Genomic DNA, 21701 nt, shown 5'->3' with positions numbered 1-21701 from the left:
TCTTAACGTATACTATATATTTTTTTTAGAACACAAAGGAAACCCTAATGTTTTACGAAATAAATAATACATTTCTGCTATCATTTGTGATAACCTTTGAATACGCAAAATATAATTTTTACGCTCTGTAATAGAAATTACTTTTCTTGCGTCTAATAAATTAAAAATATGTATTAATTTTAAAATCATTTCATAAGACGGAATTATTAAAGGTTTTTCTAAATTAAGTAAATAATGCACTTCATTTTCATATTTATTAAAATTTTTAAATAAAAAATCAACATTAACATATTCGTAATTAAAACTAGATTGTTCTAATTCATTTTGATAATACAAATCCTTATATGTAAGGACATTAGCAGTAGTATCCCCCCAAATTAAATCATATATATTATCCATTTCTTGAATAAACAATGATAATCTTTCTAATCCGTAAGTTATTTCTCCAGTAACAGGAAAACATTCTAATCCACCTATTTTTTGAAAATAAGTAAGTTGAGTTATTTCCATTCCATTTAACCATACCTCCCATCCTAACCCATATGCCCCTAATGTAGGATTTTCCCAATTATCTTCAATAAATCTAATATCATTTTCCAAGTTATTTATGCCAATCTCTTTTAATGAATTTAAATATAACTGTAACATATTTTCTGGAGATGGTTTAATAATTACTTGAAATTGATAATATTGCTGCAGTCTATTTGGATTCTTCGCATATCTGCTATCAGATGGTCGTCTCGATGCTTGTATATAAGCTACAGATATAGGTTCTGGTCCAATCGCTCTAAAAAATGTTATAGGATGAGAAGTAGCTGCACCTACTTCCATATCTAAAGATGGCACTATAATGCACTTATGATTCTGCCAATACCTTTCTAAAGCAATTATTAAGTCTTGTATAGTTTTTATATTAAAATTACAATTCTGTTGTTGCATATTAATTGATTTATTAATATTCATTTATACGAATAAATATATTTAAATAATCTAAACAAAATTTTATTTCAAAATTTCAATATGAAAATTTCAGTATCACATTAATAAGTTTTTGTACAAACTAAATTAATGCTCTGTATTAGAATTATTAATACATTGTATATATTTTAAAATTTTCATATACTACATATATGATACTATTTTAATAAAAATATTAATATATTGTATCGAGTTTATTACTAAATTATTTAATTATTACAAATTAAATTTTTATATATAAATTATTTTATTGCAAATTAACAATAAAATTAAATTTAAGTATTTGATTATTATAATAATTTATGTGTTAGGACATTCATAATGTTTTCTACAAAAACTTATATTATAATCAGTTCTTACGTAATAATGTTTGTATCTATTATTATGATTATTCCATTAGGTTTATTTCCTTGTTTCTTTTCTGGGTTTTTAACTTATGAAATTATTGTATCCTTAGCATCATATTTTGAACGATTTATATCACCTTATCGAGCTAGGCAACTTTCTATTTCAATAATAATTATTATCATTATTTTCACTATTACAGTAAGCATTACAAGTTGCACTAATTTTTTTACAGAAGATATAAATAAAATTAATATACTTAATGAAATTAATCGAATTTTTTCTGATTTTAAAAAAAAACTCCCTGATACCTTACCCAAATTCTTTCCAAATACAACATCAGAACTAAAAGAACAAATATTCTCATGGATTGAATTAAATTTAATTCTTATTCGTAATATGGGACATATTATTTTACATGGTTGCATTACTTTACTAATAGGATTAGTAATTGGCACTATAATTGCTTGCCCTAAATATACAAAAAAATATATAGAAAATAATACATATTTTGTTAACCAGTTATTAGAACGCATATATAATTTATCTCACGCATTTCATAATATAGTATTTGCTCAAATTAAAATTTCTTCTATTAATACGTTATTAACATCAATTATGATTTTTATATTACTTCCTTTACTTGGAGAAACTCTTCCATTAGGAAAAACTTTAATTATCATGACTTTTATTTTAGGATTATTACCGATAGTTGGGAATTTAATTTCTAATATTATGATAACTATTTCAGCTTTATCTGTTTCATTAAGTATTGGAATAATAATGTTAATATATCTAATTTTAATTCATAAATTAGAATATTTTTTAAATGCTGAAATTATTGGTAACAAAATTAATTCTAATACGTGGGAATTGATTATTGCTATGATTTTTTTAGAATCAATTTTTGGTCTAGAAGGATTAATAGCAGCTCCTATTTTTTATGCTTATTTAAAAATAGAATTAAGCTTGAAAAAAATAATATAATTTTATTAAACTTAAATAAATTAAACTTAAATACAGGAGATTTATATATTTCATTACAGAGCCACTTGTATTAGATATCTAATACAAGTGGCTCTGTAATGAAATATATAAATCTCCTGTATTTAAGTTTAATTTATTTAAGTTTAATTTATTTAATCTCTATACGTCTTGGTTTTAACATATCCGGCAATACTCTAACCAAATGTATATAAAGAATTCCAAGTTCTAATTTAGCACCAGTTATTTGAATATGCTCAGCTAATTGGAATTTTCTTTCAAAATCATGATCAGTAATACCTTGATATAAATAATTTTTATCACCTTGATTTTCATGATCAAGATTATTAGTATGTGTACCTTTTACAATTAACATATTATCATGAGTGGTAATATCTAACTCATCATTTGTAAATCCAGCTACCACAATAGAAATACAATATTTATGTTCACTAACTAATTCCACATTATAAGAGGGATAACTCCCATTACCCTGTCCAATTTCTAAAAAATTTACTAATCGATCAAACCCAATAACAGATCCATACAATGGCGAGAAATCAAAATTATGCATAAACACCCCTCTTTTAAAGATATATTTAAAACAAAAAATAATCTAACTCATAAATATGGATAATACTAACATATAGTAATACTTTAAACAATTTTTTATTTAAAAATAACACCATTAACTAAATAAATTTAACACAAATCCATCTTATTCAAATAAAAAATAATACAATATTAAATAATTTTTTACCTGAAATTCTATAAATTTACTTATCAATAATCTATATTAGTAGCGCTTAACGCATTAGTTTCTATAAACGCACGCCTAGGTTCTACTATATCCCCCATCAAAATGGAAAATAAATTATCTGCTTCCAATGCATCCCTGATTGTTACATGTAACATACATCTATTTTGAGGATTCATAGTAGTTTCCCATAATTGCTCTGGATTCATTTCTCCTAAACCTTTATAACGTTGCACAATCAATCCTTTTCTTGATTCTTTCATCAACCATTCTATTGCCTGATTAAAAGAACTTATATTTTTACGCTGACCTTCATATTCAATATATCCATCTGATAATAACAATTCATTTATTTTCCTTCCAAAAGATACTAATTTTTTATATTCATAACTTTGAATTAAATCTATTCCTAATAAATAATCTTTATCTATACCATATGTTCGTATACGCAAAACAGGAAAAAAATATTCTTCTGTACAATCTTTTTTTATTGAAAAACTATAATGACTACCATATATTTCAAATTGACTTAATGATTTAATTAATAATTGCATCCAAATTGCTACATCTTCATAACTTAAACATTGCTCTTTAGATAAAGGAGGGTGATATATAAATGTATTTAACAAAAATTTAGGAAATTTACGTTCCATTCTTACAATAATTTTTTGTATTATATGATACTCCAAAATCAACTTTTTTAATCTTTGTTCCGACAATGGATTGGTATCACGAGAATTTAAATAAAATCGTGCATTACGAGCTGCTATAGATATTTGATATTGATACATTTCTTCTTCATCTTTTAAATACTTCGATTGAGTCCCTTTCTGCACTTTATATAAAGGAGGTTGTGCTATAAATATATGACCTCTCTCAATAATTTCAGGCATATAACGATAAAAAAAAGTCAATAATAATGTACGAATATGTGCTCCATCAACATCTGCATCTGTCATTAAAATAATACTATGATAACGTAATCTATTTAAATTATATTCACTTTGACCTATCCCACAACCTAATGCCGTAATTAAAGTCATAACCTCTTGAGAAGACAACATTTTGTCAAATCGAGCTTTTTCTACGTTTAATATTTTACCTTTTAACGGTAAAATCGCTTGATTTTTTCGATTTCTACCTTGCTTTGCAGATCCTCCTGCAGAATCTCCCTCTACTAAATACAACTCGGAATATACTGGATTTTTTTCTTGACAATCTGACAATTTTCCAGGTAAAACAGAAAAATCTGATAATCCTTTTCGTCGACTTAGATCTCTAATTTTTCTTGCTGATTCTCGAGCTCGAGCTGCACTAATTACTTTTCCTATAATATTTTTAGAATCAGTTGGATTTTCTAAAAAAAATTCTGTTAATTTTTCATAAATTAACGATTCAACAGCAGTCTTTACTTCTGACGATACTAATTTATCTTTAGTTTGAGAAGAAAACTTAGGATTTGGTATTTTAACAGATAAAATTGCAACAAGTCCTTCTCGAGCATCTTCTCCAAGAGTAATAATTTTAGTCTTTTTATTACTACATCCTTCTTTATCTATATAAAAATGCATCGTACGCGTGATTGCAGATTTTAATCCTGATAAATGAGTACCACCATCTCGCTGAGGAATATTATTAGTAAAAGAATAGATTTTTTCTTGAAAAGAATCAGACCATTGTAAAGCAGCCTCTACACTAATTTCCCCTTTATTTCCAATACAATAAAATATATTAGAATGAATCGGTATTTTGTTTATATTTAAATACTTAATAAATGCTTTAATTCCTCCATTACAACAAAAAGTTTCTTCTTTATTATTTCGATAATCACATAAAACGATTGATATTCCAGAATTCAAAAATGCTAATTCCTGGAAACGCCGTGCTAATATAGAATATTGAAATTCAGTTTTATTAGTAAATATTTTAAAATTTGGCCAAAAACGTATCGTAGTTCCACTTTTTTCACTCTTTCCTATCACAGATAAAGGTGATTGTGGTTTCCCAAAACAATAAGTCTGTTTATAAATCTTACAATCTCTCTCAATAACTAATTCTAATTTTTTAGATAATGCATTTACTACTGAAATCCCTACTCCATGCAATCCTCCCGATACTTTATAACTATTATTATCAAATTTACCACCAGCATGTAATATAGTCATAATAACTTCCGCTGATGATATACCTTCCTCTTCATGCAATCCAGTAGGAATTCCCCGTCCATTATCTTTAACAGAAACTGAGTTATCTTGGTGAATAATTACTACTATTTCTTGACAATATCCTGCAATCGCCTCATCAACAGCATTATCTACAACTTCAAATACCATATGATGCAATCCGGTCCCATCATCAGTATCTCCAATATACATGCCTGGCCTTCTTTTAACTGCGTCTAATCCTTTTAAAACTTTAATACTAGAAGCATCATACAAACTTAACATAATTTTGTCCTATATATACCAATATATATAAATAAATTTATACAAAATATAACTATTATATTACATATAAAACTTATTATTAATGATGATATCAATACATCATAAATATCCTTTCAAAATATGTAACCTATATTAAGTGATTGCTCTACTACCTTGTAAATAAACAAATATAATTTATATATTATTATAATTAAAACTTATATTTTGATTATCACTACAATACACACTTCTAGACACATACTTTATATCTTAATTCTTCAAATATATATAATACTACACAATATACCAATAATAAAACATTAAAAAATAAGTACAATGCATATTGTCTGCAATATAAAAAGTTAATATCATATTTTTATAGGCATTACGACATAAGTTGCTCCATAATGTTTAGGAACTCCTTCAATTTGAACACTAGATATTGAATTCGTTAAAAAAAATTTTACAATTTGACTATCTATCACATTAACTATATCGATTAAATAATCTACATTAAAAGATATCTCAATATTTTCACATTCATATAATATCTCTAAAATTTCCTCTGAAGTTTCTTGTTTAAAGTTATGAGCAGTTATTTTTAATTGATTATGTGTTAAATTAAAATTAATAATTCTAAGTTTTTCATTAGATAAAATAGACACTCGTTTTAATGCTTGCTTTAACATAACGCGTTCAATCTCAAAAAATAATTTCGGTTTATTTGGAAATACTTTTTTATAATCTGGAAACGCAGAATCAATCAATTTGGTATAAATAATATAATTATCAATTTTCGCACAAATACTACTATCAAAAATTTTTATCTTAACTGAATCCTCAACAAAACTTAATAAACGCAAAATCTCTATAACTCCTTGACGAGGTATAATTATTGAATGCAATGGTAGCAATGTATCCATCACTACTTCACACATTGCTAATCGATGCCCATCAGTTGCTACAACTCGAATAACATATTCTCTAATTTCAAAAAAAATACCATTTAAATAATAACGAGTATCATTACATCCCATAGAAAATTTTGTTAACTCAATTATTTTCTTTAAAATTAATTGAGATATAATCACATGATATTCACAATCATCTTTCCATTTGTTTTTTTTAGGAAAATCAGAAGCAAGTAAAGTAAATAAAACAAAATTACTAGATCCAGAATTTATAAAAAGTTTATTATTTTTAAATTCTATAAAAATTCTTGAACATTCTGACAAATTACGAAAAATTTCATAAAATTTATGACCCGATACAGTAACAGGTTGAAAAATATATTTTTTATCTAAAAGAATATGAGCTGTAATTTCTATTTCTAAATTAGTAACAGATATAAATAAACAATTATCTTTAATTTCTAATAAAAAGTGGCTTAAAATTAGTAATCTAGGCCTATTATTAATAATAGAAATAATTTTTTGTAAAATTGGATATATAGATCGTCTTTCAATACAAAAGTTCATAATCAAACAATTAACTAGTTCCTTGTATTAAACTATACAATACACCTATACTAAAATCAAAACAATTACTATTGTATCATATATACAGCATCATAATACTCATTTAAAAATAAATAAATCTTAATTAAATACAATTGACTTTACCAACTTTAGTCTATATAATGGAGTCCAAATTAGAAATATCTTTATAAGAGCCGTGTTTTAAATAATCCGCGTATCAAGTAAGTAGTGTGCATTCATCATGAAACGTACTTTTCAACCTTCTGTATTAAAACGCAACAGGACACATGGATTCAGAACACGAATGTCAACTCGAAATGGAAGACGAATAATATCAAGACGTCGATCCAAAAATCGGGATAGATTGGTTGTATCTGCTTAAAAATTTATACAATTTTAAAAATATTTATAACTAATAAATAGTATTCAAATGAATAGAAATTGTTTATCAAAACAAGTAAAATTATTAAATTCTGAAGAATTCCTTCTTGTTTTTAAAGAAAAAAAAATCATTAAATCATTCGGGATATTTTTATTTAGTCGTCCTAATCAACTAGGATTTCCTAGAATAGGATTATCTATTTCTAAAAAATATATTCATCGATCATATGATCGAAACAAAATAAAACGATGCGCACGAGAAACCTTTCGTGTATTACAACATAATTTATTAGCTTCAGATTTTGTATTAACTGTTTACTCAAACAAAATTCTTTATTTACCAAATAAGTCTTTAAATAAAGAATTTAAAAAATTATGGAATCACCACAAACTCTACTAATAAAATTCATAATACGATTAATACGAATATATCAAGTCATAATTAGCCCAGTACTAGGTAATCATTGTCGTTTTTCTGTAACATGTTCACAATATGGAATCAATTCAATACTTCAGTTTGGAATACTAAAAGGTATTTATCGAATATGTATTCGTATATTACAATGCCACCCTTTGAGCTTTAAAAATAATAAAAACAATAAATCTTTTCAACTTAAAAAAACTAAGGATATAGTGAATATGGATTCACAACACAATTTTTTTATTGTAATTTTTTTAATTATTTCGTTTATATTATGGCAAACATGGGAAATCGAACATTATCATCAACATATTAATCCAGATAATATAAAAAATAATTATAAAAATTCATATTTAAATTCTGAAATATCAAATTCTTGTCTTCAAAAACAATCACAGAAAAAAGATATATCTCATTTTAAAGATAAAAACATAATTACAGTACAGACTGACGTTTTTTTATTAAAAATAAATACATACGGAGGAGACATTGAAGAAGCTTACCTCATCAATTATTCAGACAATTTAAATTCTAAAGAACCATTACATTTATTAAATTCATCTAATAAATATCAATATCAAGCCCATAGCGGATTAATAATAAATAAACATCTTTCGAACGAAACTAATAATCAATATGAAAAAATTCCATATACAAATACAACTAATCAAAACGAATATATTCTTGAAGATGATAAAAATACGTTGCAATTTACTTTAAAATATCAAAACCCTAATGGTACTATTTACTCAAAACATTATTTTTTTAATAGAAATGATTATTCTATACAAATATTCCATACTGTAGAGAACTCTAATATTTACCCTATATATGTTAGATTATTTGGAAATTTAGTACAAAAAATACATTACTTTTCAACTCAACTAAAAAATGATAAAAATAAAACAACATTATCTTCTCATTATGAAGAAACAGCATATTCTACAAATACAGAAAAATACCGAAAATATAGCTTTAAAGATATAAAACATAAAAATTTAAATATTCACAGTTCCGGAGGATGGATTGCACTATTACAAAAATACTTTGTCGTAGCATGGTTACCTATTACTCCTTTAAATAATATTTTTTATACCACCTATATTGATGATAACGATACATCTATAGGATTTAAATCTGACTTAATACAAATTTCATCTGGACAACAAGAGAAATTTCAAACAATTTTATGGATTGGACCTAAAATTCAAGAAAATATGAAACTAGCAGCTGCACCCAACTTAGATTTAGTTATCGATTATGGATGGTTCTGGTTTATTTCTCAACCATTATTTAAATTATTACAGTTAATTTATAACTATATAAATAATTGGGGGGTATCAATCATATTAATTACAATAATAATTCGGATTGTTATGTATCCTGTCACTAAAGCACAATACACTTCTATAGCAAAAATACGTATGTTGCAACCTAAATTAATTTCAATACAAGAAAAATACAAAAATAATAAATATCAATATCATCAAAAAACTATAGAATTATATAAAAAGGAAAAAGTAAACCCATTAGGAGGATGTTTACCTTTACTAATACAAATGCCAATTTTTTTAGCATTATACTATATGCTATCAAATTCAGTTGAGCTAAGACATGCTAAATTTATACTATGGATTAATGATTTATCAACACAAGACCCTTATTATATTTTACCAATAATTATGGGAATCACTATGTTCTTTATACAAAAATTATCCCCAACTACTATCACTGATCCAGCACAAAAAAAAATAATGACAATTATGCTAGCAACATTTACTATATTTTTCTTATGGTTTCCATCTGGATTGGTGCTATACTACATCGTAAGTAATATTATTACTATTATTCAACAACAAATTATTTATAATGGATTATCAAAAAAAGGATTACACAAATAAAAAATTAATCATTATTAATTATAAGTTTATTTAAACAAAATACTTTGTATAATTTATCGAGAATTGTTAATCATTATTAATCACAATAACTATGTAAATAATATTATGAGCTATAATCCTGATACGATTGCCGCTATTTCTACTCCACTAGGAAAAGGAGGTATTGGAGTTATACGCATATCCGGAAAATTAGTTCCAAAAATTGCCTATAAAATACTAGGAAAAGTACCCAAACCTAGAACAGCAGAATATTTACCGTTTCGAAATAAACAAGGTTCTATAATAGATCAAGTAATCGCATTATTCTTTCCATATCCAAATTCTTTTACAGGAGAAAATATATTAGAAATACACGGTCATGGAGGATATATAATCTTAGATTTATTATTGAATAGTATTTTAGAAATATCTTCTAACATACGATTAGCAAATCCTGGAGAATTCACTGAAAGAGCTTTTTTAAATGAAAAAATAGATCTCATTCAAGCTGAATCAATAGCTGATATTATTGATGCTACTTCTTACCAAGCAGCTAAATCGGCTTGTAATTCCTTACAAGGATTCTTCTCTAACCAAATTCGTAATATTTTAGATAAAATTACCTACTGCCGAATACATGTAGAATCATCTATTGATTTTTCCGATCAAGACATTAACATTACATCGTATAACAATATTAAAAATATTTTACAAGACATAATTAAAGACACAAAAAAAATATACAAATCAGCATGTTCTGGATCCTTATTAAGAGATGGTATAAAAATAATAATTGCAGGTAAACCTAATGCTGGAAAATCTAGTTTATTTAATTCATTAATAGGTATTGATAGAGCTATTGTAAGTAATATATCTGGAACTACACGAGATACTTTATATGAATCTATTCAATTAAATGGAATAGCATTTCATATTACAGATACTGCAGGATTACAGGAAACTAGCACCAATGAAATAGAAGTAATTAGTATGGAACGTACTAAAAATGAATTATTATTAGCTGATCATATTTTATGGGTTATAGATTCTAGTGTTTATTCTAATAATTGTAATGACATACCATTGTATTTAAAAAACATTCTTCTAAAAAGAGACACACAAATAACTTTCACTATAGTACGAAATAAATCTGATTTAAGTTTAGAAAAAAATAAAATTTATGTAAAAAATGGATATACATATATTACTGTATCTGCATTATTAAATTCTGGAATAGATTTATTAAAAACACATCTATATGATAGCGCAAAACATAAAATACAAAAATATGACCTATCTCATTCTATTGGAGAAAATCAAAATAATTTTATTGCTCGAAAAAGACATTTACATATACTGAAAAAAACTTATCAACATCTCTTATCTGCTCAAATACAACTAAAAACGATCAACACCATCATTCATGACTGTTTTGCAGAAGAATTGAAATATGCTTATAATGAATTAAATAAAATTTTTGGAAAATCTACATCTGATGATTTATTGAAAAAAATTTTTAGTTCATTTTGTATTGGAAAATAAATCGTAAATAAATTAATATCAATGCAATGATAGTTCTCATATCATTGTTAAATTTTTTAAACTCAATACTTTTATAAATATAACTAAAAATTTATTATTAAGTTATTAATTATAATAAAACCTTAATTAGTTACCCAAAAATGTACAACATACACTAAATATATTATTTTTTAATAGTATATTTCTTTTTTTTATTTGAAATAGAAAATTGGCGTATTCTACTAATTATTGTTTTTCCTGCCTCTACGTTTTGAGTAACCGTAGTGCCAGCTCCAATTACTGCATGCTTTCCAATTCTAATAGGAGCAATTAACTGGCTATCAGATCCAATAAAAACATCATTTTCAATATGAGTTTGATGTTTCTTTATGCCATCATAATTACAAATAATAGTTCCTGCACCTATATTAACTTTTTCTCCTATTTTAGCATCACCCAAATAACTAAGATGACCAACCTTTGAATTTTTTCCTAATCGAATATTTTTCAATTCTACAAAATTTCCTATATATGTTTTTTCTTCCAATTGTGTTTTTGGTCTTAACCGAGAAAATGGACCAACTTTACTTTTGAAATTTATTTTTGAATTTTCTATCAAAGAAAATGGATAAATAATAACATCATCCCCAACCTCTACATTTTTCAGTATACAATTCGCTCCTACTTGAACACTATTACCTAAACAAACGCATCCCTCAATAATTACATTTACATCAATGTATACATCTTTCCCGAATACCAAAGTGCCTCTTAAATCAAATCTATTTGGATCAGATATAATTACTCCTAGTTTTAACAAATTTTGTGCTTGATTTTTCTGATATTTTCGTTCTGCTGTAATTAAATCGAATTTATTATTTATTCCTATTACTTCAAACTTATTAATAGGATTTGTAGTATTAATATTATTTTTATTTTGATAAGCAATTTTTATAATATCAGTCAAATATAACTCATTTTTTACATTATTACGCTTTAATATTCCTAACCAATTCTTCAAATATTTAGTCACAGAAATAAAAATACCAGAATTAATTTCTTTAATTTTTTTATAATCATCAATAGTAATGTCAGAGTCTTCTTGGATATCAACCACTTCATCAAATTTATTACGTACCACCCTACCATATCCTGAAGGATCTTGGACATAAGATGTTAATAATGCAATATCACTCTTTAATTTTATAAACATCAATTTTTTCAAAGTTTCCACAGAAACAAGAGGAACATCACCGTATAAAATTAAAATTTCAGAATCTTCATGCAACATAGGCAGTACTTGTTGTACCGCATGTCCTGTTCCTTGAGGAGTATCTTGAAACACCCAATAAACAGGTATTCCTTTATTATTTAAATTATTTTGATTAATAAACACTTTTTTTATATCACTATATACTATATACAATGACAATTGCACATCCATCTTACTCACTGAATCAACTAAATGTTGTAACATAGACTTCCCAGCTATCTGATGCATAACTTTAGGAATATCAGATAACATTCTTTTTCCATAACCAGCAGCAAGAATAATCACATTAATTTTTTTGTCCCACATAATTTATATCAAAATTAAAAAATATAATTCATCTATCTACTATAAAGTAACATATATAATGAATACGTTTCAAATTATATTGATATTTATTTCTTATTTATTCTAAAGATTAGAATAAACACATAAACAACTTTTACTAATGTAGTATAACACATCTAATAAAACACATTTCATTTTTAATAATTTAATAAACAATACTATTTATTAAATATGAAATTATTTTTTTAATAACTTAATTAATCTAAGCTGAGCAATAGCTTTAGATATTTCTATAGAAATCTTAGTATAATTAAGATCACCACGACTCATATTTTTAATTTTTTCTTCTGCTAATCGTTTAGACTCCTGAGCTTTTTTTTCATCTAAATCTTCTGCTCTAATTACTATATCTGCTAATATAGTAACCACATTTGGTTGTACCTCCAGTATTCCTCCTGATATGTACATATACTCTTCATTATCAGGTGTTTTTGAAATTCTTAATACTCCAGGTTTTATTAAAGTAATTAAAGGAGAATGTCCAGGATAAATTCCCATTTCTCCTTCCACACCCATAACTTGAATTTTATCAATAATTCCATCAAATAATTTTTTTTCAACAGAAACTACATATAATTGAAAATTATGATCAATCATGTAATACAATACCACCCCACTATACTCTTATTTTCGATAAAATAATTAAAATATTTATAAAAATGGAAGATAAAATTAAAGTTTTTTACTTTTCTTTATAGCTTCTTGAATAGACCCAACCATATAAAATGCTTGTTCTGGCAAATCATCATATTCTCCATTTATAATTCCTTTAAATCCTAAAATAGTATCTTGTAAAGACACATACGCTCCAGAAAAACCAGTAAATACCTCAGCAACAAAGAATGGTTGAGATAAAAATCGCTGAATTTTTCTAGATCTCAATACTATTAGTTTATCTGATTCAGATAATTCATCCATACCTAAAATCGCAATAATATCTTTAAGTTCTTGATAACGCTGTAAAATAGATTTCACAGAATTAGCAACATTATAATGTTCTTCCCCTACAACTAACGGGTTTAATTGTTGACTATAAGAATCTAAAGGATCTACTGCAGGATATATTCCAAGAGCAGCAATTTGTCGGCTTAAAACTATAGTAGCATCCAAATGAGCAAAAGTAGTAGTAGGAGAAGGATCAGTTAAATCATCTGCAGGAACATATATTGCTTGTACAGAAGTAATAGAACCAGATTTAGTAGACGCAATACGTTCTTGAAGCATACCCATCTCTTCAGATAATGTAGATTGATATCCTACCGCAGATGGAACCCGACCTAATAAAGCAGATACTTCAGTACCCGCTAAAGTATATCGATATATATTATCCACAAATAATAACACATCATAACCATCATCCCTAAATTTTTCAGATATAGTAAGACCAGTTAAAGCAACACGAAATCTATTTCCAGGTGGCTCATTCATTTGTCCATATACTAAAGCAACTTTATCAATAATATTTGAATGTATCATTTCATGATAAAAATCATTTCCCTCACGAGTACGTTCTCCAACTCCAACAAATACTGAATAACCAGAATGTTCTATAGCTATATTGCGAATTAACTCCATAATATTAACAGTCTTACCAACACCAGCTCCACCGAATAAACCTATTTTCCCTCCTTTAATAAAAGGACACATCAAATCTATAACCTTAATTCCAGTCACTAATAACTCCTGATTTGTTGACAATTCATCATACAATGGAGCAGGCCTATAAATAGACCTTTTTTCAGTTACTTCAATAGGACCCTTCATATCTACAGGTTCTCCCAATACATTCATAATCCTACCCAAAGTTTTCTTTCCTACTGGAACTTCAATACATCTTTTTAAATTCATTACGACTAATCCTCGTCGTAATCCATCCGTACTTTCCATTGCAATACAACGAACTACTCCTCTTCCTAATTGTTGCTCTACTTCTAAAGTTATCTTTCTCTTATTTTCATGATCATTATCAATATATACTTCTAGTGCATGATACAAATTAGGAACTTCATTTTGCTTAAACTCCACATCTACTACCGCCCCAATAATCTGAACAATTCTTCCAAAATTCATATAACTACACCTTAATAATTTTCTATTTATACTACAGAAGCCCCTGAAATAATTTCAGTTAGTTCTTGAGTAATTTTTAATTGTCTAATCTTATTATAAGATAATTTCAAATCTTGAATAAGAGTTTCTCCATTATCTGAAGCCACTTTCATTGCCATCATACGAGCAGATTGCTCACTAACTAAATTTTCAACTACTCCTTGATATACTTGCGACTCAATATACCTATTTAATAAAATATCCAATAATATTTTTGGATCAGGTTCATATAAATAATCCCAATATTTCGTCATCATTTTAGTTTTATTTGTATTAGAGAGAATAGGTAAAATTTGAAAAATTTTAGGAACATAAGTCAATGTATTAATAAACTTATTATAAACTATATATAATAAATCTATTTGATTATTATAATATAATTTTAACATTATTCTAACTGATCCAATCAAATCAGATATTCTAGGTGCATCTCCTAAGCCAGATATATAACTTACTATCATAATATTATCAATATAATTAAAAAAAGAAGCAGCTTTTGAACCAATCACAGCAAGTTTAACTTTTATATTCAATCTATTCCATTTATTTATATCATTTAACAATATTTTAAATAAATTGGTATTTAATCCTCCGGCTAATCCTCGATCACTAGATACAACCCAATATCCAACAGATTTTATTTTTCTTTCTAAAAGAAAAACATGTTTATATTCTAACTTCCCTACTGCAATATGACTAATAACTCTTTTAATATTATCTGAATATGGCTTACTAATAAACATCAGTTTTTGTACTTTCTGCATTTTTGATGCAGAAATCATTTCCATTGCTTTAGCAAGTTTTTGTATATTCCGAATACTCTTTATTTTGTCCCGTACTTCCTTAATGTTATCCATTTTTTATTATATACAAATAAATATTAATTAAACTTATTTAATTTAAATTCTTTCAAAATTTTCTGAAATTTTAATTCAATAGAAACATCATACATACCATTAATATTAATATGTTGAATTAATTCCGATTCAGTACGATTAAAATACGATATTAACTCAGATTCAAATCTACTAATTTTTGACACCTCAATATCATCCAAATAACCAAAAATTACTGCAAACAAAATTATAGATTGATATGCAATAGGCATGGTATAGTACTGTTTTTGTTTCAATAACTCAGTCACTTTTTGTCCATGATGTAATTGTTTTCTTGTCGTGTTATCTAATTCAGAAGAAAATTGTGAAAAAGCTGCTAATTCTCTGTATTGAGCTAAAGCAGTCCTAATACTTCCTGATAAAACTTTCATGATATTCGTTTGAGCTGCACCACCTACTCTCGACACAGAAATTCCTGGATTAACTGCAGGACGAATACCAGAATTAAATAAACTAGATTCTAAAAAAATCTGACCATCAGTTATAGAAATAACATTAGTTGGAATAAATGCAGATACATCACCCGATTGAGTTTCAATAATAGGTAAAGCAGTTAAAGACCCTGTTTTTCCTACAACTCTGCCTTGGGTATGTTTTTCAACATATTTAACACTAACTCTTGCAGCTCTTTCTAATAAACGAGAATGTAAATAAAATATATCTCCTGGATAAGCTTCTCTTCCTGGAGGTCTCCTTAAAAGTAAAGAAATCTGACGATATGCTATAGCTTGTTTAGATAAATCATCATATACAATTAATGCATCTTCTCCATTATCTCTAAAATACTCGCCCATAGCGCATCCAACATATGGCGCTAAATATTGCAACACTGCTGATTCAGAAGCTGAAGCTAAAATCACAATAGTATTATCTAATGCGCAATATTCTTCTAATTTTTTTACCACATTAGCAACAGTTGTTGCTTTTTGGCCAATAGCAACATAAATACATTTTACCCCACTAAAACGTTGATTAATAATAGTGTCTATTGCTAATGAAGATTTTCCTGTTTGTCTATCTCCTATTATTAACTCACGTTGGCCCTTACCTATAGGTATCATAGAATCAATAGATTTATATCCAGTTTGAATGGGTTCACTGATTGATTGCCTATCAATAACCCCAGGAGCTTTAGATTCGATAGGATAATAAGAAGAACAGTTTATTGGTCCCTTACTATCTATTGGAGTACCTAACGAATTTACCACTCTTCCCAATAATTCTTTTCCCACTGGTACTCGTAAAACATCTCCTGTACACTTCACTAACATTCCTTCAGATATATTTTCATATGATCCTAATACTACAGCTCCTACCGAATTTCGTTCTAAATTTAATGCAATTGCAAACTTATTGTGTTCTTGCAAAGCAATCATTTCACCTTGCATAACATTAGATAATCCATATATATATATAATTCCATCTCCTACAGTAGTAATAACACCTTCATTACGCATTTCAGTTTCAATATTAAACTGTCTTATACGACGTTTTATTAACTCACTAATTTCACTTGAGTTTAATTTCATAAAAATTTATACCATAAATATTAAAAAATTAGTTAAAATTATAACATATTGCGCAAACGTAATATTCGACCCTTTATACTGCCATCAATCACTGTATCTCCTATATAGATCATTATCCCTCCAATAATACTTTCATGTATGAAATGTGTTATTTTTAATTTTTTAGACACATATTTGGTCATAATTGTAGAAATTTTTTGAAGTTGACCATCATGTAATTCTTTCGCTGAAATTACTTTTACTTTTAAAAAGTTTGTATATTCATCATTTAAATTATTAAATTGATTAAAAATCATCGAAAACAATAATATTCTATTATTTTCTGAAACAATATACACAAAATTTTTACTGAAAGTATCTAACTCTTTATAATTTTCACAAATATTAATAAATATTTGTGATATCAATTCTGAAGATAATAATCTATAACATAAAGATTGAACAAAAAAATTCTGGCTAATTTTTGAAAATAACTCAAGTAATCCTTTCCAATACTCTATACTATTTTGCTCTATAGATAAATCAAATACAGCTTTAGCATAAATATACGCTATAGTATCTGAAATAAACATTCAATCCTCATGCGTTAATTTTTTCATAATGTTATGAATATAATCATCATCAATAATATTATTAACAGACTTGCCAATAATTCTCTCTACACCTTCTATGATAAATTGACCCATATCTTTTCTCAATTCATCAGCAACACGTTTTTTTTCTTGATCAACTCGAATTTTTGCTTTATATAAAATTTCATTATACTCTTGATTCGATTTATATCGTGCTTCATCCAATATTTGGGTTTTGCATTCATAAGCATGTTTAATAATTTCTTCAGCCTTTATTCTAGCCTGATTCAAACAAGACTGCGCTTCATTATTCATAAGTTCACATTTTATTTGTACTTGCTTCATTTTTTCTAAACTATCAGAAATTTTTTTTCTCCGTTTTTCAATCACTATTATCAATGGCGTCCATACATATTTCATACAAAACCATACAAATAAAATAAACGAAATTGATTGACCTAAAATCGTTGCATTAAGATTCACAGTACCAAACCCAATAGTAATTAAACAACAAAAAATATAAAAACTTATCTATTATTATATACCACAATACATAAAATAAAAAACCATTTCAAATTTAAACTACTGCAAACATAACGTATAACCCTAACCCTACAGCAATCATAGGTATTGCATCAACCAATCCCATAACAATAAAAAATTGAGTACGAAGTATAGGAATCAAATCAGGTTGTCGAGCTGCCCCTTCTAAAAATTTACTTCCTAAAATTCCAATTCCAATAGATGCTCCAATAGCTGCTAATCCCATCATTATAGCTGCAGCAATATATAACATATCAAAATTTAAACTTTCCATAACAATAATTTACCTCTTTCTTTTATCATGATTATTTATTACCAATAGATTTCATTACTTTTTTAATATTACATTATAAATCACAATTTTGAATGTGTCTGTACTTCAGACAAATAAATGATTGTCAATACCATAAAAATAAAAGCTTGTAATACAATAACTAAAATATGAAACACAGCCCATGGAACACTTAATATCCATTGACACCACCAAGGAAGTAAACCAGCTATCAATATAAAAATTAACTCACTGGAATACATATTTCCAAATAATCTCAAACTTAACGATACTGGTTTAGAAAACAAACTAATCACTTCCAAAACAAAATTTATAGGAATACATAAAAAATTATTGAAAGGACGATATATTAAATCTGAAAATAATCCAGTTATACCTTTGATTTTTATGTTATAAAATAACATTAAAATAAATATATTCAAAGCCATTGAACAAGTAATATTAATATCAGCTGAAGGAACTACTCTTAACTCAGAAAATCCAAAAATATTACTAGCCACACATGGGATGAAATCTATAGGAATTAAATCCATAGCATTCATTAAAATAATCCAAACAAAAATTGTCATTGATAAAGGAGAAACTATTTTATTTGTTACTCCATAAGACATATCCTTAACATAACGATCGATAAATAATATTACTAATTCTAAAAATATTTGAAGCTTACCTGGAATATATAAAGTTGCTGATTTTGCTATACAACTCGAAATTATTAAAAATAATGTACACAATAATATAGAAAAAAATAAAGAATCAATATTCAATACCCAAAAAGATGTCGATATTTCTGGAGTTATCCAATTCCAATGTTTTAAATCAAATTGCAAATGATGAAGATGATGCTCAATATATTGCTGAGTAGTATTTTTAATGTCTAACATAATTTCTCTCTAAATAATTCATAATATTCATCGTTAAAATAATTACCTTATATAACAAGATAATAAATAATCTTACATTTAAATAGTTTTAATATAAAATTATAAAAATTACTACTCCTATTAATATTTATATACTTACTTTATATAATCAATTTATAAGTATAATATTAATTATGTAATAATTAATATTATACTTTTTTCAAAAGCAATCCCTGCTTCTTTAGCCAAATTAACAAGTTAGAAATAGCTGCAGGAGTAATCCCTTCAATTCTAGAAGCTTGACCTACAGAGTAGGGTCTATAATAATCAAGCTTATCAATTACTTCTATTGATAATCCAGAAATATCATGATAATTTATATCAGCAGGTAACACAGTATTTTCATTACGTAAATATTTATTGATTTCTTCTTGCTGACGATGCAAATATCCTGCATATTTAACTTGAATTTCAATTTGTTCATACACTTGATTATCTGGTATAGCTGGTTTAAAAACGCTTAACTGAAATAAAGTAGAATAATTAATTTCTGGTCTCTTTAATAACTTTTCTCCACTTAACTTATTAGTTAGAAGAGATGATTTCAAAATATTATTTAATTTCATAGCATCAGTAGTATTTGGAAAAATATAAGTATTTCGTAATTTTTGAAATTCTCTCTCAATATTTTCTTGTTTTACACAAAAAATTTTCCATCTATTATCGTTTATTAATCCAAGTTTTCGAGCAATATTAGTTAATCTTAAATCAGCATTATCCTCTCTTAAAGATAAACGATACTCCGCTCTAGATGTAAACATACGATAAGGTTCTTTAGCGCCATGTGTACATAAATCATCTACCAATACACCTAAATATGCTTGATCTCGTCTTGGATACCACTCTGATTTATTTTGAGCATATCTAGCTGCATTAATACCAGATAATAATCCTTGTGCTGCTGCTTCTTCATAACCAGTAGTTCCATTAATCTGACCAGACAAAAACAAACCTGAAATCAACTTACTTTCTAACGTTAACTTTAAATCTACAGGATTAAAAAAATCATATTCAATCGCATACCCTGGCCTTAATATATGAGCATTCTCTAATCCTTTAATAGACTGTACAATTTGAACTTGAATATGAAATGGTAAACTAGTAGCAATACCATTCAAATATATTTCTGATGTAGTCAATCCTTCAGGTTCTAAAAAAATCTGATGAGTTTTTTTATCTGAAAAACGTGTTATTTTATCTTCAATAGACGGACAATAACGAGGAGGAATCCCGCTTATTAATCCTGCATATACAGGACTATAATGCAAATTTGACCTAATTATATCATGTGTTTTACTATTAGTATGTGTAATATAACAAGGAATTTGTTTGGGATGTTGATTTGATGAGCCTAAAAATGAAAATACAGGAACAGGATCATCACTATACTGTGCAAACATACATTTAAAATTTACCCCTTTCGAATGTATTCTAGGAGAAGTTCCTGTTTTAAGACGACTCATTCTTAAAGACAATTCCTGTAATTTTTTCGATAATAAGGATGATGATTCCAAATCTCCTGCTCTTCCTCCATGAAAATTTTTCATACCAATATAAATTTTCCCATTAAGAAAAGTACCAGTTGTTAATACAACAGATTTAGCATAAATTTTAGCTTCTATTTTCGGAATAACAACCCCTATTATTCTATTTTGACTAACAATCACATCTTCTACCGACGCCTGTAAGATATACAAATAATTCTGATTTTCTAAATATTTTCGTATAATTTGACGATACAATATTTTATCTGCCTGCGCTCTAGTTGATTTAACTGCAGCTCCTTTACTACTATTTAATATTCTAAATTGAATTCCTGACTGATCAATAGCGCTAGCCATAACTCCACCCATTGCATCTACTTCTTTTACCAAATGACCCTTACCAATACCGCCAATAGATGGATTACAAGACATCTGTCCAAGAGTATCAATATTATGTGTAATTAATAAAGTATTACATTGTAAAGTAGACGCTGCCAATGCTGCTTCCGTTCCAGCATGCCCACCTCCTACAACAATAACATCAAATTTGGTTAAATAAGACAT

At 26.6% G+C, this 21701-nt stretch carries 19 protein-coding genes; 5 read left to right on the top strand and 14 right to left on the bottom strand.

Annotated features, from left to right (window positions below):
* Positions 1-12: 12 nt before the first annotated feature.
* Positions 13-939 carry a glycine--tRNA ligase subunit alpha gene (gene glyQ / locus Bpudo544_RS00095; protein WP_500825660.1) on the bottom strand — a complete coding sequence of 309 codons (927 nt, stop codon included), beginning with the start codon at positions 937-939 and terminating at the stop codon, positions 13-15.
* 360 nt (positions 940-1299) lie between these two features.
* On the opposite strand from glyQ, the gene Bpudo544_RS00090 reads away from it, so the two are divergent.
* Positions 1300-2310 carry an AI-2E family transporter gene (locus tag Bpudo544_RS00090; protein WP_500825339.1) on the top strand — a complete coding sequence of 337 codons (1011 nt, stop codon included), beginning with the start codon at positions 1300-1302 and terminating at the stop codon, positions 2308-2310.
* A gap of 148 nt (positions 2311-2458) precedes the next feature.
* Here the strand turns inward: Bpudo544_RS00090 and Bpudo544_RS00085 are convergent, their stop codons facing one another.
* The 3 genes from Bpudo544_RS00085 to dnaN all read right to left on the bottom strand — a co-directional run bounded on the left by Bpudo544_RS00085 (position 2459) and on the right by dnaN (position 6968).
* Entirely contained in the window at positions 2459-2881 is a 423-nt protein-coding gene (locus Bpudo544_RS00085; RefSeq protein ID WP_500825338.1) for an Hsp20 family protein, read from the bottom strand.
* A gap of 209 nt (positions 2882-3090) precedes the next feature.
* Entirely contained in the window at positions 3091-5511 is a 2421-nt protein-coding gene (gene gyrB / locus Bpudo544_RS00080; protein WP_500825337.1) for a DNA topoisomerase (ATP-hydrolyzing) subunit B, read from the bottom strand.
* A 347-nt stretch (positions 5512-5858) separates the two neighbouring features.
* Positions 5859-6968, bottom strand: coding sequence for a DNA polymerase III subunit beta (gene dnaN / locus Bpudo544_RS00075; RefSeq protein WP_500825336.1), 1110 nt, complete (start codon positions 6966-6968; stop codon positions 5859-5861).
* A 241-nt stretch (positions 6969-7209) separates the two neighbouring features.
* On the opposite strand from dnaN, the gene rpmH reads away from it, so the two are divergent.
* From rpmH to mnmE, 4 genes are all read left to right on the top strand, one after another.
* Complete coding sequence (rpmH, locus tag Bpudo544_RS00070; RefSeq protein ID WP_500825335.1) at positions 7210-7350, top strand: 50S ribosomal protein L34; 141 nt, start codon at positions 7210-7212, stop codon at positions 7348-7350.
* Between the two features lie 48 nt (positions 7351-7398).
* Entirely contained in the window at positions 7399-7749 is a 351-nt protein-coding gene (rnpA, locus tag Bpudo544_RS00065) for a ribonuclease P protein component (protein WP_500825334.1), read from the top strand.
* Positions 7725-9671 (top strand): membrane protein insertase YidC, encoded by a 1947-nt coding sequence (yidC, locus tag Bpudo544_RS00060; protein ID WP_500825333.1) that lies wholly within the window; start codon positions 7725-7727, stop codon positions 9669-9671. The genes rnpA and yidC overlap by 25 nt, the downstream gene beginning before the upstream one ends.
* Positions 9672-9776: 105 nt before the next feature.
* Positions 9777-11192: a tRNA uridine-5-carboxymethylaminomethyl(34) synthesis GTPase MnmE gene (gene mnmE, locus Bpudo544_RS00055; RefSeq protein ID WP_500825332.1), complete on the top strand. Its 1416-nt coding sequence runs from the start codon at positions 9777-9779 to the stop codon at positions 11190-11192.
* A gap of 163 nt (positions 11193-11355) precedes the next feature.
* Here the strand turns inward: mnmE and glmU are convergent, their stop codons facing one another.
* The 10 genes from glmU to mnmG form a co-directional block, all read right to left on the bottom strand.
* Positions 11356-12750, bottom strand: a complete 1395-nt coding sequence (gene glmU / locus Bpudo544_RS00050; RefSeq protein ID WP_500825331.1) for a bifunctional UDP-N-acetylglucosamine diphosphorylase/glucosamine-1-phosphate N-acetyltransferase GlmU — start codon at positions 12748-12750, stop codon at positions 11356-11358.
* Positions 12751-12966: 216 nt separating this feature from the next.
* Complete coding sequence (locus tag Bpudo544_RS00045; RefSeq protein WP_500825330.1) at positions 12967-13386, bottom strand: F0F1 ATP synthase subunit epsilon; 420 nt, start codon at positions 13384-13386, stop codon at positions 12967-12969.
* A gap of 75 nt (positions 13387-13461) precedes the next feature.
* Complete coding sequence (gene atpD / locus Bpudo544_RS00040; RefSeq protein ID WP_500825329.1) at positions 13462-14859, bottom strand: F0F1 ATP synthase subunit beta; 1398 nt, start codon at positions 14857-14859, stop codon at positions 13462-13464.
* Positions 14860-14885: 26 nt separating this feature from the next.
* Positions 14886-15755, bottom strand: a complete 870-nt coding sequence (gene atpG, locus Bpudo544_RS00035; RefSeq protein WP_500825328.1) for a F0F1 ATP synthase subunit gamma — start codon at positions 15753-15755, stop codon at positions 14886-14888.
* A gap of 23 nt (positions 15756-15778) precedes the next feature.
* The gene (gene atpA / locus Bpudo544_RS00030) at positions 15779-17323 is read right to left on the bottom strand and encodes a F0F1 ATP synthase subunit alpha (protein WP_500825327.1); all 1545 of its coding nucleotides are present in this window, start codon (positions 17321-17323) and stop codon (positions 15779-15781) included.
* Positions 17324-17361: 38 nt separating this feature from the next.
* Positions 17362-17895, bottom strand: a complete 534-nt coding sequence (locus Bpudo544_RS00025; RefSeq protein WP_500825326.1) for a F0F1 ATP synthase subunit delta — start codon at positions 17893-17895, stop codon at positions 17362-17364.
* Positions 17896-18378 carry a F0F1 ATP synthase subunit B gene (locus tag Bpudo544_RS00020; protein ID WP_500825325.1) on the bottom strand — a complete coding sequence of 161 codons (483 nt, stop codon included), beginning with the start codon at positions 18376-18378 and terminating at the stop codon, positions 17896-17898. It lies immediately after the preceding gene.
* A 94-nt stretch (positions 18379-18472) separates the two neighbouring features.
* Complete coding sequence (atpE, locus tag Bpudo544_RS00015; RefSeq protein WP_500825324.1) at positions 18473-18712, bottom strand: F0F1 ATP synthase subunit C; 240 nt, start codon at positions 18710-18712, stop codon at positions 18473-18475.
* An 80-nt stretch (positions 18713-18792) separates the two neighbouring features.
* A complete protein-coding gene (gene atpB, locus Bpudo544_RS00010) occupies positions 18793-19614 on the bottom strand; it encodes a F0F1 ATP synthase subunit A (protein WP_500825323.1) in 822 nt (273 codons plus the stop codon).
* Between the two features lie 188 nt (positions 19615-19802).
* Positions 19803-21701, bottom strand: a complete 1899-nt coding sequence (gene mnmG / locus Bpudo544_RS00005; RefSeq protein WP_500825322.1) for a tRNA uridine-5-carboxymethylaminomethyl(34) synthesis enzyme MnmG — start codon at positions 21699-21701, stop codon at positions 19803-19805.

Source organism: Blochmannia endosymbiont of Camponotus pudorosus, from assembly GCF_059934925.1.
This window is presented reverse-complemented; position numbering and strand designations above follow the sequence as displayed.

Coding starts and splice junctions, on each gene's coding strand:
- glyQ (WP_500825660.1), bottom strand. CDS start 939: ATGCAACAACAGAATTGTAATTTTAATATAAAAACTATACAAGACTTA.
- Bpudo544_RS00090 (WP_500825339.1), top strand. CDS start 1,300: ATGTTTTCTACAAAAACTTATATTATAATCAGTTCTTACGTAATAATG.
- Bpudo544_RS00085 (WP_500825338.1), bottom strand. CDS start 2,881: ATGCATAATTTTGATTTCTCGCCATTGTATGGATCTGTTATTGGGTTT.
- gyrB (WP_500825337.1), bottom strand. CDS start 5,511: ATGTTAAGTTTGTATGATGCTTCTAGTATTAAAGTTTTAAAAGGATTA.
- dnaN (WP_500825336.1), bottom strand. CDS start 6,968: ATGAACTTTTGTATTGAAAGACGATCTATATATCCAATTTTACAAAAA.
- rpmH (WP_500825335.1), top strand. CDS start 7,210: ATGAAACGTACTTTTCAACCTTCTGTATTAAAACGCAACAGGACACAT.
- rnpA (WP_500825334.1), top strand. CDS start 7,399: ATGAATAGAAATTGTTTATCAAAACAAGTAAAATTATTAAATTCTGAA.
- yidC (WP_500825333.1), top strand. CDS start 7,725: ATGGAATCACCACAAACTCTACTAATAAAATTCATAATACGATTAATA.
- mnmE (WP_500825332.1), top strand. CDS start 9,777: ATGAGCTATAATCCTGATACGATTGCCGCTATTTCTACTCCACTAGGA.
- glmU (WP_500825331.1), bottom strand. CDS start 12,750: ATGTGGGACAAAAAAATTAATGTGATTATTCTTGCTGCTGGTTATGGA.
- Bpudo544_RS00045 (WP_500825330.1), bottom strand. CDS start 13,386: ATGATTGATCATAATTTTCAATTATATGTAGTTTCTGTTGAAAAAAAA.
- atpD (WP_500825329.1), bottom strand. CDS start 14,859: ATGAATTTTGGAAGAATTGTTCAGATTATTGGGGCGGTAGTAGATGTG.
- atpG (WP_500825328.1), bottom strand. CDS start 15,755: ATGGATAACATTAAGGAAGTACGGGACAAAATAAAGAGTATTCGGAAT.
- atpA (WP_500825327.1), bottom strand. CDS start 17,323: ATGAAATTAAACTCAAGTGAAATTAGTGAGTTAATAAAACGTCGTATA.
- Bpudo544_RS00025 (WP_500825326.1), bottom strand. CDS start 17,895: ATGTTTATTTCAGATACTATAGCGTATATTTATGCTAAAGCTGTATTT.
- atpE (WP_500825324.1), bottom strand. CDS start 18,712: ATGGAAAGTTTAAATTTTGATATGTTATATATTGCTGCAGCTATAATG.
- atpB (WP_500825323.1), bottom strand. CDS start 19,614: ATGTTAGACATTAAAAATACTACTCAGCAATATATTGAGCATCATCTT.
- mnmG (WP_500825322.1), bottom strand. CDS start 21,701: ATGTCTTATTTAACCAAATTTGATGTTATTGTTGTAGGAGGTGGGCAT.